Annotated in this window: 17 protein-coding genes and 1 pseudogene; 14 read left to right on the forward strand and 4 right to left on the reverse strand. The window is 34.4% G+C overall.

What is annotated here, in order from left to right; all coding sequences use genetic code 11:
- Positions 1-2: 2 nt before the first annotated feature.
- The 5 genes from PQ478_RS21465 to PQ478_RS21485 all read left to right on the forward strand — a co-directional run bounded on the left by PQ478_RS21465 (position 3) and on the right by PQ478_RS21485 (position 2872).
- Positions 3-779: a class I SAM-dependent methyltransferase gene (locus PQ478_RS21465; protein WP_289237108.1), complete on the forward strand. Its 777-nt coding sequence runs from the start codon at positions 3-5 to the stop codon at positions 777-779.
- Between the two features lie 120 nt (positions 780-899).
- A complete protein-coding gene (locus PQ478_RS21470) occupies positions 900-1283 on the forward strand; it encodes a hypothetical protein (RefSeq protein WP_289237109.1) in 384 nt (127 codons plus the stop codon).
- Between the two features lie 114 nt (positions 1284-1397).
- The gene (locus tag PQ478_RS21475; RefSeq protein ID WP_289237110.1) at positions 1398-1910 is read left to right on the forward strand and encodes a GNAT family N-acetyltransferase; all 513 of its coding nucleotides are present in this window, start codon (positions 1398-1400) and stop codon (positions 1908-1910) included.
- A gap of 32 nt (positions 1911-1942) precedes the next feature.
- Complete coding sequence (locus tag PQ478_RS21480; RefSeq protein WP_289237111.1) at positions 1943-2263, forward strand: YqfO family protein; 321 nt, start codon at positions 1943-1945, stop codon at positions 2261-2263.
- 132 nt (positions 2264-2395) lie between these two features.
- Positions 2396-2872 carry a hypothetical protein gene (locus PQ478_RS21485; RefSeq protein ID WP_289237112.1) on the forward strand — a complete coding sequence of 159 codons (477 nt, stop codon included), beginning with the start codon at positions 2396-2398 and terminating at the stop codon, positions 2870-2872.
- Between the two features lie 315 nt (positions 2873-3187).
- Here PQ478_RS21485 and PQ478_RS21490 read toward each other — a convergent pair whose 3' ends face one another.
- A complete protein-coding gene (locus PQ478_RS21490) occupies positions 3188-4108 on the reverse strand; it encodes a YobF C-terminal domain-containing protein (protein ID WP_289237113.1) in 921 nt (306 codons plus the stop codon).
- Between the two features lie 294 nt (positions 4109-4402).
- Between PQ478_RS21490 and PQ478_RS21495 the strand changes: the two genes are divergently transcribed.
- The 9 genes and pseudogenes from PQ478_RS21495 to xerS all read left to right on the forward strand — a co-directional run bounded on the left by PQ478_RS21495 (position 4403) and on the right by xerS (position 11402).
- Positions 4403-4801 (forward strand): VOC family protein, encoded by a 399-nt coding sequence (locus PQ478_RS21495; protein ID WP_289237114.1) that lies wholly within the window; start codon positions 4403-4405, stop codon positions 4799-4801.
- A gap of 183 nt (positions 4802-4984) precedes the next feature.
- Complete coding sequence (locus PQ478_RS21500; RefSeq protein ID WP_289237115.1) at positions 4985-5593, forward strand: transglutaminase-like domain-containing protein; 609 nt, start codon at positions 4985-4987, stop codon at positions 5591-5593.
- A gap of 235 nt (positions 5594-5828) precedes the next feature.
- Positions 5829-6065, forward strand: a pseudogene (locus PQ478_RS21505) (GNAT family N-acetyltransferase); the annotation flags it as partial.
- Positions 6066-6246: 181 nt separating this feature from the next.
- Positions 6247-6570, forward strand: coding sequence for a single-stranded DNA-binding protein (locus tag PQ478_RS21510; RefSeq protein ID WP_289237116.1), 324 nt, complete (start codon positions 6247-6249; stop codon positions 6568-6570).
- The gene (locus PQ478_RS21515) at positions 6539-6943 is read left to right on the forward strand and encodes a hypothetical protein (protein ID WP_289237117.1); all 405 of its coding nucleotides are present in this window, start codon (positions 6539-6541) and stop codon (positions 6941-6943) included. The genes PQ478_RS21510 and PQ478_RS21515 overlap by 32 nt, the downstream gene beginning before the upstream one ends.
- 199 nt (positions 6944-7142) lie before the next feature.
- A complete protein-coding gene (locus PQ478_RS21520) occupies positions 7143-7532 on the forward strand; it encodes a hypothetical protein (protein WP_289237118.1) in 390 nt (129 codons plus the stop codon).
- A 314-nt stretch (positions 7533-7846) separates the two neighbouring features.
- Positions 7847-9100: a S8 family peptidase gene (locus tag PQ478_RS21525; protein ID WP_289237119.1), complete on the forward strand. Its 1254-nt coding sequence runs from the start codon at positions 7847-7849 to the stop codon at positions 9098-9100.
- A complete protein-coding gene (locus PQ478_RS21530) occupies positions 9073-9549 on the forward strand; it encodes an MG2 domain-containing protein (RefSeq protein WP_289237120.1) in 477 nt (158 codons plus the stop codon). Before PQ478_RS21525 ends, PQ478_RS21530 begins: the two co-directional genes overlap by 28 nt.
- Before the next feature lie 731 nt (positions 9550-10280).
- Entirely contained in the window at positions 10281-11402 is a 1122-nt protein-coding gene (gene xerS / locus PQ478_RS21535; protein ID WP_289237121.1) for a tyrosine recombinase XerS, read from the forward strand.
- A 35-nt stretch (positions 11403-11437) separates the two neighbouring features.
- Here xerS and PQ478_RS21540 read toward each other — a convergent pair whose 3' ends face one another.
- The 3 genes from PQ478_RS21540 to PQ478_RS21550 form a co-directional block, all read right to left on the reverse strand.
- Positions 11438-11695: a tyrosine-type recombinase/integrase gene (locus PQ478_RS21540; RefSeq protein WP_289237122.1), complete on the reverse strand. Its 258-nt coding sequence runs from the start codon at positions 11693-11695 to the stop codon at positions 11438-11440.
- Positions 11643-11924, reverse strand: coding sequence for a tyrosine-type recombinase/integrase (locus PQ478_RS21545; RefSeq protein WP_289237123.1), 282 nt, complete (start codon positions 11922-11924; stop codon positions 11643-11645). The genes PQ478_RS21540 and PQ478_RS21545 overlap by 53 nt, the downstream gene beginning before the upstream one ends.
- A 282-nt stretch (positions 11925-12206) precedes the next feature.
- Positions 12207-13040 (reverse strand): DUF6615 family protein, encoded by an 834-nt coding sequence (locus tag PQ478_RS21550; RefSeq protein WP_289237124.1) that lies wholly within the window; start codon positions 13038-13040, stop codon positions 12207-12209.
- Between the last annotated feature and the right edge of the window lie 153 nt (positions 13041-13193).

Below are 13193 nucleotides of genomic sequence, written 5' to 3' on the forward strand. Positions count from 1 at the left end.
CAGTGGGTATTGATTTTCATAGTAAGAGGAATAGCAATACTTATACAACTCGAAAAGCTGACAAATTGTGGGCGGTGACATTGGAGAATTTAATTCCTATTAAGGGTATTTCTAATGCTTTAGATATCGGTTGTGGCGGTGGAATTTATTCTAAGGCTCTATCTGACATGGGGATAGAACATGTAACTGGGGTTGACTTTTCTAAAGCTATACTTGATGGAGCAAAAGAAAATTGTAAGGGGTATAAAAATATCGATTTTGAGTATGGAACTGCTTTTGAAACAGGTCTCTCAAGTAATAAATATGATTTATTACTTGAGAGAGCTTTGATACATCATATAAAGGATTTGAACTCTTGTTTTAAAGAGGCGTTTAGACTGTTAAATGATGGTGGCTTTTATATTGTACAAGACCGAACTCCAGAAGATTGTTTGTTAAAAGGGGATGATAGTCACATCAGAGGCTATTTTTTTGAACTCTTTCCATGGTTAGTTGAAAAAGAGACCATCCGTAGACATAAGAGCCAGTGTGTAATTGAAATTCTCAATAAAGCTGGTTTTAGGGATATCGAAGAAATTAAGTTGTGGGAAACAAGAGATGTTTATGATAATAAAGAGCAATTACTAAAAGATTTAAAGAAGAGAACTGGAAGAAGTATTTTACATGAATTAGATGACGAAGAGTTAAATTTACTAATAAACCATATTGATGAATCATTAGAAAATAATACAAATATAGTTGAGAAGGATAGGTGGACAATTTGGAAGGCAGTAAAATAAGTATTAGATTTTGAATAAGTAGTGCTTTGTTAGGGTAGCGCGACTTCATATAGAATAACGTCCTTTCTATTAACGGATGCACTATTTTAAAAATAAATATAGAATTAGGAGGTCTTCGATTTGGATTATATATACATAGCGTCAATCATTGTGGCGATTTTTTTTATCCTCATTGCAGGGTTTCAAATACTACTTTCATTAGGATTCCCATTGGGTGAGCTTGCAATGGGGGGGTACTATAAAGTCTTACCTATAAAATTACGAGTTGTGAGTACCGTTAATAGTTTGGTCTTACTATTTATGGGCTTTGTTTTTCTCCAACATACTAATGTATTAAATGGCATAGATTTTTTATCTACAAATATATTAGTTTGGGTTATTACAATTTTCCTTGGTCTTAATACGATAGCGAATTTATTATCTCAGAGCAGAAAAGAAAGATTTATTATGACACCACTATCTGGTTTTACTTTTATACTATGTTTATTTATTACTCTATCTTAGGACCTATGTTTAAATCTTATTCACACAAGAGAGTTTTAAGAAACATGGGGGAAGCTAATGATCATTTAGGTTAGCAATTATTTAGTGGCTGAATAATATACAAGGAGTAAAAAAATGCATAAGATTAGATTAGCCCGGCAAAATGATTTAGATAGGATACTCTTTATATTAAATCAGACGACTTTGGATTTAAAGCAGAAGGGGATTAACCAATGGCATTATCCTTGGGATGATAATAAAGTTCTAAACCAAGTTATGAACGACAGCACTTATATATTATTATTGAACAATGAAATAGTAGGAACTTTTTGTATTAGTGAAATAGATAAGATTAATGAGCTACAAGTTGAACCATTAAGTAAATATTTGACACAAATAGCGATTTTACCAGAACTTCAAGGGATGAATCTAGGGAAGAGAATAATAAATTTTGCTGGTTCTTTAGTAGAGGAATTGAACAAACCTCTTTATTTAGATTGCTGGGCAGGTAATAAGAAGCTTAAAGAATTCTATCTGAATAATAATTTTGTTTTTATCGGTGATTACCCCGAAGAGAATTATTTTGTTAGCATCTTTCAATATAACTTTAATTTAGGATCAGCCAAGGGCAAGTTTAAATTTGTTTAAAGGTTGTATATTTTGTGAAGGGACATAATCTTATGGAATATAAATTTGTAAAATTCGAAGTTTTATTACCGGAAGAGTATATTGAAACTATAAGAGATAAATTAAATGATATTGGTGTTTTAACCTTGGGACATTATGATAATGTCCTTTCTTACTCGTTGGTTAAAGGATACTGGAGACCTTTAGAACAATCAAAACCATATAATGGTTTAGTTAATGAAATATCCTTTGATACAGAATGTAAGATGGAATTTAGATGTTTATATACTAGAGTAGAAGAAGTGAAAGGTATTATTAAAGCTGTTCACCCTTATGAAGAACCTGTTGTAAATATAATCCCTTTATTAAATTAACATGATTTTATCTAGTACTTCCGAAATTCTATCTTTCTTTTTAAGAAAGGTCGAATTTCTTATTTTAATGATTCTATTTATGCTCTTTCTTATATCACTGATCAGCCAGTAAAAGATGTTGCGGAAGCTATCGTGGTATCAGGTTTGGAATCGAAAAAAGTAATCGAATACTTGTCTAACGATTTCCGAAGAGATTTTTTGCAAGGTAGTACTTTATATGTTGGTGATCTGGAACGTGACTCAAAACAGAAAGATCAACTATCAGGAGTTAAGGGGCGTCTTTCCATTCGCTTTCAGCAGCATGACTTTGAATCCATCAAACAATTAGCCTCCTTTGCATTAGATGTAACACCTTCAAGAGCAACCGCTATTGTCATAGATGCTAGTATTCGTAATAGTAATTTTATAGATCGTTATCTTCAGAGAACGGTACGAGGAAAATTAGATAAAAGGCGATTAGTAGAGCTTAAAAAAATTATGAGATTTATTAGCCAAAACAATCCATATGAAGAATTTACATGGGGTGATTTTGTTTCATGGTTACTATTTGAGTTGAAGAATGGCACTGGAAAATTAAGCGATTGGGTTGATCAGAATAAGATCAAATAAATCAGCTCTAAAATGAGAAACGACAAGGTTTTTTGCTTGGTTGTTTGATAAATGATGTGTGGGTGTTTTATACATAGCAAAAAGCGCCTGAAATGTCAGGCGCTTTTTGTACTACTTCATCCTGAAGGATTTTGTTTTATGGTAAATACAATTTAATGGTTTTAGGAGTTAAAAATGTTAAAAAGTGCGTTAGGAGTATTTCTTACTCTTTACTAATATACTTAATTGTGGATGCTAATTTCAGCGTGTCAGAAATCTAATTATATAACCGTTAAATGTTGAAAAGTGCATAATAAAAGACCTCGTATTAGAGGTCTAAGAATGATTTAAAATAGATTCTTCAAATTCAAATTCAGTTTCTGCGAGAGCTTCTAATGTGTCAGCCACCTTATTCCACTCTCCAAACGACGCATAGGTATAACATTCACCGAAGAACTTTGCTTGTTTCTCTTTTAGAGTGGATAAAAGGTTATTTCGTTCATTAAGGAAATTTGAAAAATCAATGGCTCTTCTTGAACCTAAAGGAAAAGCAAAATGCAATAAATGCCCTTTTTCTTCATCAGAAATTTGAGTGTTTCTTATTTGTTCTGCCTTGAACTTAATCGCATAACTACCAAAACTGGATTGATTTCTTTGCTCTTTATAAGATCTTTTATATAACTGGATTGATTTATTATAAATGTCATTCTCAGAAGGTTTTTCAATTCTTTTTGGTGATTTCCAACATCTATATGCTCCATAACTCCAAGTTATACTCTCCGCTTTCCACGCCTTTTCTAAGTTTTCTAATGAAAGCCATACATAAGGATATCCTGCTGGGTCGTGCAATAATATCTTGTCATTACCTATTTCCAGAGCAAGCACATAATGGTCGCAGCCACCTAAAAATTCGTGGTTAGGTAGGTATTTTAAGTATCCCATATCAACTGGACCTAACATTACAGGGGATATTTCAAGGTCATTCCTCAACTGATCGATTGGCATACTTCCATCATTGTTTTGCACTTTTTCAACAACACTAAAACCCAAATTCTCAAAAGCAAGGTTTACACCCTTATCAGGACTGCTTAATCCATTATCGAAAAAAAGCATTTTGTTCCTTTCCAAAGAAGCACCTAAAGAAAAACCACTTGCAACTTCGATACTTGCGGGAGCAATATTTTCATTGATTGTAGATAACAACATTGACACTGAATTCGAATAACAATAAGCACCATTTCCTATATAGTAACTCATTCTATTCCCTCCTTTTTAATGTAACCTTCATTTTAATAATAGAGAACTTATGTTCTTATTACAAGAAAAAATTGGAATAATTTATTGTTTCAATAGTAACAATATTTATGAAAAAAGCCTTAAGTTTTATTCCTTCTTAACTAACGGGTGCATTCTTTTAACAAGGGATGCTTTTTTGTTTGTCAACAAAAAGGAAATTAATGTTAAACCAAAGGAGCAGTTTACTTTAATAAAGGGGTTTAATAGTCTTTATTGAAGTACAGAAATAGAGTACATATTTTGGAGGAGATAAGAATGATCTTTGAAATGACTACACAAGTTCGGGTATCTAATATTGAAGAAGGACATAAGTGGTATGAAACACTTTTAAATAAAAAGGCTGATTTCATTCCACATGATGGCTTTGTTGAGTGGGAACTTATCCCTGGTTGTTGGTTACAGGTAGCAGAAGGTAATTTAACAGAAGGAAATGGTCCCTTACGATTAGGTGTTACAAACATTGAATTAGAAAGAGAAAGACTTATTAAAGAACTAAATATTGATAGTTTTGAAATACATTCAAGACCAGAAGTACCCGTTAAATGGGGTACATTTACTGATCCTTGGGGAAATTATCTTGGATTTTTTGAATACTTAGATAAGAACGGAGAACAAGAGCGAGTAAAGACTATCATAGGGAAAATTGAAGTGTAATCTTATTGTGCTAACTGGGTGCATTCCTTAACAAGGGATGCTTTTTCTTTGTCAACAAAAAGGAAATTAATGTTAAACTAAAGAGCAGGTTAGTTTAAGAATCAAACTAACAAATTCAATAATTTGTGTTGTATAATAATGAGTATATTTATATAATTATGCAACAAGACAGGAGTGGGGATATTGAATTTGATTTGTGAGTCTGACAACTTAGATGAGTATTTACTCGAATTAAATGAAGTTAATTATTCTAACCCAATTATAAAAAAGAAAGCAGATGAACTTTTCAATCCATCTCAAACGGAAATTGAAAAAGCAAGAATAGCTTTTGAATTTGTTCGTGATGAAATTTCCCATTCTTGGGATATTCAATCGAAGCGAGTTACCTGTAATGCTTCGGAAGTATTAGACAGTAAAGAGGGAATTTGCTATGCAAAATCACACCTATTAGCGTCTTTATTACGTTCGCAGCGAATACCAACAGGTTTTTGTTATCAAAGATTGATGTTATTTGATACTCCAGAAAAAGGGTATTGTATTCACGCTTTAAATGCCATCTTCATTAGATCACTTAATAAATGGGTTAGGGTTGATGCTCGTGGAAATAAAGAGGGAATTGATGCCCAGTTTTCAATTGAAGAAGAAAAATTAGCTTTTCCCATTAACGAAGAACTTGATGAGAAAGATTATCTAGTTATTTATACGAAGCCTCATCCCAAAATTGTAGCTGTCTTAGAAGAATATACTAGTGTATTAGAAATGTATAAACATCACTTACCAGAGAGTTTGTAGTTGTTGCACTAAGGGGTGCATTCCTTCAACAAGGGTTGTTTTAGGTACATGTTAAACACCGTTGAAATAATTAGGGATAATTTGTAGAACTGCATTGGTTTTGATATGGAAAATGTGAAAAAAATGGAGATTAGCTATGGTTTCGGGGAAGTTATACGGAGCAATAGCATTAACTAACAATCAAAGATTTAATAATGGTGAAATTGCTTATTGGGTTGGATAAGAATATTGGGGAAATGGCTATGCGACGGAGGCTGCTAAAGCAGTGCTTGAATTTGCTTTTATTGAAAAGCAATACAATAAAGTATTTGCACGTTATTTTCATACTAATCCAGCTTCAGGTAAAGTGATAGATAAAATAGGTATGAAAAGAGAAGGGATTTTAAGAGAACAAGTTATGAAAGATAACGAATATATAGACCTTGTTTATTATGGAATCCTAAAAAATGAAGCTAATATAAACAAACAATAGCATATTGGGTTCTTCCACTAAAGGGTGCTTTAGTTAAATAAGAAAAAATATCAAAGCCAATTGCTGGACAGTACAGGGAGAGTGGGCAGCAAAATGGCATCTGTTTAGTGCTGACTTTGTGAGGAGTACTTAGAAGAGCAGAGGAGAATGAGAGGAATAGAATCTTGAAAGGGAGAGGCTTATGGCTGACATTAATCAAGTAGTCCTATCGGGTAGGTTAACTTCCGAGCCGCAGCTCCACTACATTAATCGGAATAACGAAAAAGTAGCCGTATGTAATTTTTCAACCGCTTCAGAAGATCCACATGGCCGAACTTCTTTTATTAGCATCATTGTATGGCGTCAATATGGCGAGGCTGCAGCCAACTATCTTGAGAGTGGGCAGGATGTAACAATAGTAGGTAAATTGTATAGTCGCAAAGATCCAAAGTCATCTAGAACATTTATAGAGGTTCATGCTAGTGAGATAAAATATGGGAATAAACCAGGTGTTAATCATGAATGAGTTTAACGAACTTATAAATGGGCTATGTAGACCTTTTCCACCAGAAACATTTCAACCTAGACATGATGGCCATGGAGTGTATATTCCAATTAGATATTATATCGAACGTCTTAATCAAGTCGCTAGCGACCAATGGTCACATGAACGAGTAGGAGAGCCTATATTTTATGAAGAGGATAAATTTGTCCATACAGTAGTCAAAGTGACCATTATGGGCAGAAGTCATATGGGTGAAGGGTTTTCCAGATATCAGACAGATGATAAAGGAAAAATTATTAATAGACATTATGCTATCCGTTCAGCAACAAAAGATGGCATTAGAGACACTATTTCGTTCTTCGGGATAGGGAACTACGAAGCCTACAGTGGCTAGAGGAAAAGAAAATGAGAGAGTTGACCATTCAACACAGAAACTTATTTGTATAAAGTGCGATAAAGCGTTGAGTGAATATGAAGTGAGGTTGCTCCAATCACACAATGTAAAATTAACGTATTGCGAAGATCACATTCCATCCCACTTCTTAAAAAAATGATAAAAGAAGCAATTTTAACAGAAGGAAGTTTGTGTCAAAATGATCGACTATTTTAAATTTGATGTAATGTTCTTTGATGAGGTCATTGCCTATGTAGATTTAAAACCTTCTGGAAGTGATAAACCATATGTTATTAATTATATTGAAGGGTTTAATAAACAATTTTCCCCAAAGCCCGAAGGAAATATCACAATAGTTGAATTAGAAAAATGGCTAAAGTGGCGGGTGTTTCCTGAAACTAGGGTCAATGCTGATGAATTACTAGCAGCACTTGGTCTAAATAGCTATAACCGTTGGGCTATTGTTCGTAAAACACATGGTGTAATGGCTGATGATGAGATCTGGCTACGCTTTAAAGGTGAAACCTTGAAGCATCGTGATGTCACCCTGCGCAAATCTCTCTATTATCCAGATTCCCCCTCTATATAACCTCAAAATGAGAACTGAGGCTAATACCAAAAGTCTGGCATGGTATTCAGAACTATGAATATAAAGAGTATTTTTTGGTTTTAAGCATTCACATTACTAAATACCTATGTAATTTTGTCTAAAATCGTGGTAGATTTAGGCGAAAGAACAAGCAAATTTCGGGAAACTATGAGACGCAAAGCTTTAGGGAGCTTCATCACTTTTTTAGCTAGCTTCCTAATAGAAAAGGGATTTCCCTTGCTATTCTTCGGAATAGCTTTTTTGTATTGGTGAAAAAGCTATGAAACTATTAATTTGTGAGAGGGGAAATTGATATGAAAAAAATTGGCATGCTCTGTATAGTATTTATCCTATTGTTTACTCTGTTCCCAGGAGTAAGTGTAAGTGTCACTGCAAACTCTAACGAAAAGGTTATTGTCCTTTTTAAGGACAAGGTAGATAAGAGACTGATAGAACAAGCGAGAGGTACAGTTAATAGAGAATATAAAAGCTTGCCAGCGTTATCCATTAGTATCCCCTCAATAGCTATTAAAGGATTACAAAACAATCCTAACGTTGTAGCAATTGAACTAGACCATCAAAATTTTTCAACAGACGGTCAAACCCAGGATTGGGGCATTTCTCGTGTGAGCGCTCCTGATGCCTGGCAAAGTGGACTTACTGGGAGCGGAGTTAAGATCGCTGTACTTGATACAGGTATCAGTAACCATGAAGATCTCGTTATTAGTGGTGGGGCATCTTTCACCTCATATACAACCTCATTTTCAGATGATAACGGTCATGGTACCCATGTAGCTAGGATTATTGGAGCAAAGGATAATCATTATGGCACTGTTGGAATTGGACATGACTCTCATATCTATGCAGTAAAAGTGATGGATCAAAATGGAGATGGCTATTTATCGGATGTTATTGCTGGAATTGATTGGTCTATTACAAATCACATGGATATTATTAATTTAAGTCTTGGTACCACTCAACATTCATCTACTCTAAAACAAATCGTCGATAAGGCATACAGTCAAGGAATATTAGTTGTTGCTGTAGCGGGGAATAATGGAACAAGTGAGGGTTCCGGAGATACAGTTAACTATCCTGCAAAATATGATTCTGTAGTTGCTGTATCAGCGACCGATTCTAGTGATAAAAGATCTAGCTTTTCTGCGACAGGGAGTACAGTAGAGGTTTCGGCACCAGGAGTGGGCATATTAAGTACCTATCCTGGTAATAGATACGCCAGAATGAATGGAACAAGTATGGCGGCACCCTATGTAGCAGGAAATTTAGCTTTACTAAAGGAACAGAACTTACAATTAAATGCTTTTGCATTACGAAAATTATTACAGGAAAACGTAATTGATCTGGGACCAGAAGGAAAAGATGATTGGTTTGGCTTTGGGCTTATTCAATCACCAGTTAATAAAGATAAACAGGAGCCTACAGCCGTACCCGAACAAGACGCCAATGAAAATTTGAGTCCGTTAAAGCTACTAAAGATGTTGAAAATGCTGAATACTATAGAACTTGGGAATACGTTAATATGGCCCAATCATCGATCGACACTTTAGGTAATGGTAAATCCATAAGGGTGGATAAACAAAATCTTCAAGCTCGTCTTGATGTAGTGAAAACTGAATTGCAATCAAAAGTGTCAGAGGATACACAACCAATTCCTACTGAGTCACCAGTTGATGAAGAAGCTGTAGAGGGGGTTCAGTCAGTTACAAGTGTAGTCACCGACAAATTAAGATATTTAGCAGGAGAGACGGTTACCATTACAGTGAAAGTAACTGACGATAATGGAAGAGCCCTTCAGGGTGCTAATGTTGATCTATTCATTACCCCACCAAGAGGAAAAGGACTTTTCGTTCAAGGGAAAACAGACCAAACCGGTACTGTAATTGCAATTTGGAGCACCAAACGAAATGATGCTAAAGGAACTTATTTGGTTAAAGCTGTTGCTACAGTTGCGGATTATAAAAGTAGCCGAGCAAATATTTATATTGAAATTAGATAATCTTTTAATTTGTAACAGGTGGAGCATTCTTCACCTGTTACTTTTTATTTAAAAATTCGATCTAACAGTATGAGGGAAGGGGTATTAATCAAGATTATAATTGTTCGTATAATATCAGTTTTGGGAATAATATTAAAAATCCTATAAGGATTTGTTATAATAAAAGAATACTAGACATTAAGCCTAGTATTCTTAAGGTATGATTCTATGCACCACTAATATCTAGGCGTAGTGAATAGTATCATCAAGTAATAAATAACGTATCGCTATTTAACAGCACAACAAGTGATCTATTACTAAATCTATTAATTTATCGGAGAAAGCAAAAAGAAGTTACAGTTATCAAAGTTTAACTTCTGTATTATATAATAGATATTAGGAAATCGGATTGTTTTCACCGTACCTTGGTACGGGTACTCTTCAGATCCTCGGCTAAGTTAACCATATCTTGATATGGGGTCTTAACTTACTTAAATAATACATAAAAGAATACTGAAAGTCACCTTTTCAGAAGAAAATTGTCCTTAAATCCTATAAGAACAGAATTAGCTATTATTTTCTTTGATGAAAGTGGCCAGGATACAGATAGCCCCCTTACTATGGGAGGGCGCTATTAATCCCAGAATCTATATATAAATGAAAAAAGTAATTCAAAGAAGCTTAAGAGTTTATAAGTTCTTAAAAATTGTCTTATACGAACAATTCGACAAAAATCGACAAGGAGGTAGCTTATGTCTTCTAAACAACATGAATACTACGAAAAAAGATTACTAGACTTAATGGATAAAATGCCCCCTTACATCATTGAATACTTGGATTCTCGCTTAGACTATCGCTCCTCACTTACCCTTTTTAACTATGCTCGTGATTATCAAGAGTTTTTGAATTGGCTGATTAGTGAAGGGATATCCGATGCAAAAAAGATAAAAGATGTGTCAGTGGATACCCTTGCTAACCTCTCCTTACAAGAAGCTCAAGCCTTCTTCAAAACCATGTTGCGAAGAAAATATTTAGTTTCTAAGAAGTCTGAGGAATATAAACAAGTACAGGAAAAGACAGTTAATCGTATGAAATCGGCCCTTAGAAGCCTATTTAAGTATTTAACGGTAGAAGCTGAGGCTGAAAATCATGAACCCTACTTTCATCGGAATGTCATGCAAAAGATTCCTGTTCATAAAGTCGTAGAGTCACGTAGTGAACGTGCTGCTAATATGACAAGTAAAATATTTGTAGATAACGCGGACGCTGACTTTTTACATTATGTCCAGAAGGAATATGAACTAACGCTTACGAAGGGTCAAACACGTTATTTCAAAAGAGATAAAGAGCGTGATTTTGCTATCCTCTCTTTATTTTTAGGATCAGGCATTCGCTTAAATGAGTTATCTAATCTTAAACTGGGCGATGTAGACTTTACTCAAAGGCTCATACGAGTCATACGCAAGGGAAATAAGAAAGATTCGGTGACCGTTATACCAGAAGCCTTAGAAGATTTAGAAGCTTACTTAGAGATCCGGAATGAACGGTATAACGCAGATAGTGATCCAAATGCTTATGTATTTATTACTAAAGGGAAAAATGGCTATTCCCCTCTCTCTAATCGAGCGATCCAAAAAATAATTGCTAAGTATACTGAATCCTATGATAAGCGTATGTCCCCTCATAAACTAAGACACACGTATGCTACCAATCTTGCAGAACAAACGGGCGATATCCCCTTAGTTATGACACAACTCGGGCATTCGTCACCAGAAACGTCCCTTCTCTATATCAATACGAGTTTAGAGAAAGCTAAGAAGGCCGCAGAAGAATTGGGGCGAAAAAGAAAAAAAAGACCTCGCCATTTTGAATGATGAGGAAGACTGGTCATATAGGTTTAATACATGGTTTACATCCATTCATCATACATTTCTTTTTGGGCTTCCCCGTATAATCGAGCATAGATTTGCGTGGTATCCATGCGGTCATGACCTAATAATTTCTTAATGGCACAAAGCGGCATTCCTCGTTGAGCCAAGTGGGCCGCAAAGGTGTGTCTTAAGACATGAGGAGTAATATAAAATCCTAGTTGCATTGAATACACATTAAACTGTTCATTTACCTTTTGTCTGCGGATAGGCTTTGTCAAAGTAGCATTTACAAACACAAGGCAATTCGTCTGTCCGCCAGTCTAAATATGCCTTTAAATGTTCTGCACATTCATGCGTAAATGGTACAATCCGTCCTTTGTTTCCTTTACCATCAGGAATTCGTATACATGTTTCATCCCAATTAATATCCGATACCTTCATTTTAGCCAGTTCACTGATTCTTATTCCCGTAGCAAATAATACTTCAACAATTGCTCTTTCGGGTATGTTTCCTTCTACGAACACGGAATTTACCACTCGCTGTCAACGTGTTTACCAATAGAAGAACTTCAACGGGTTTGAAGTGAAAAAGCCTAATCCTCTTATACCGAGGGATTAGGCTTTGGGTTTACTCTATCACGACAATTGTGGATTATTATTTTTAGTAAATAGTATCGTTGTACTGCGCAGCAATCAATAACTAATCAATTTTATCACAATAGCATCCGCTTGCTTGGATTCTTCCATTACCTAACTTATGATATGGTTCACCGTAGTTATTTAAGAGGCAAAAAAAAGCCATTGAGACTACCCCTTCTCAATGCCTTTTTTATTTATTTTTAGGTTATCAACAATCGGCTTGTATATATCACCTGATAAACTTGTTATAAGAAGGTGCTTAGCTTCAATTTGATAATTGTTATTTTGCCCACTGTATGCAGAAATTACTTTGTCTAACTCTTTTTCTTCATGAATAAAATCATTAAGGTCTAACACCCTATTGTGATGTTTATTACTGTATCTTTTATATCTTATTATATTTGATTTTTCCTCATTCTCAATGAATGGTTTTATGACATTATTACTAATTGCTTTTATTGAAGGATTCGAACATATAAGATCCAATATATTATTCATGGGTTTGATATTAGTTTCAGGAATCTTAACATGCGCTGGTGCCTTTTGGGGAATTGCACTCTTAACTTTCATTGCATCAGAGTAAGTCCAGCTATTTTTAGCAGATGCAGCAGGAGTTATGAAATTGTAGAAACAATATAAGGGTATTGCACGGTCCTTAATTGACCTACTAATTAAACGATCAATTTGTCTTGAAGTACTAGAACCTACATATCTATTAATTCCATGATAATCCCCTTTACTTGATAACTTTTTAGCCTGCAATCGAAGGATGATAGCTTTTTTGGTTCTTCTATCCAAAAGCCACCATTCTATATCTGCTCCTGTTTTACTTTCGTTTGGCGCATGCAAAATCATTGTGTCCGATGGGTTATTAACTTTAATCTGATAGATTATCTCATCAGTAATCGATTCTTCACTATACCTCCCTTTATTTTTAATATAGTCCATTCTTTTTACTATATAATTCAAACAATAAGTCTTTACAATAGAACAAGTATCCATACTTCTTCCCCACTAATCTATTTCAATTTTCTATTAAGTATAGAATATTAATTACTATCCATTAAGTTAATAAGCAAGAGAAATAAAAAATTGATAATACTATTCACTTTTCCCTTAATATTTAATAAAGAGGCCTTATTCAAGCCAGATTTT

This window comes from Alkalihalophilus pseudofirmus, from assembly GCF_029094545.1.
Taxonomy (GTDB): domain Bacteria; phylum Bacillota; class Bacilli; order Bacillales; family Bacillaceae_D; genus Alkalihalophilus; species Alkalihalophilus pseudofirmus.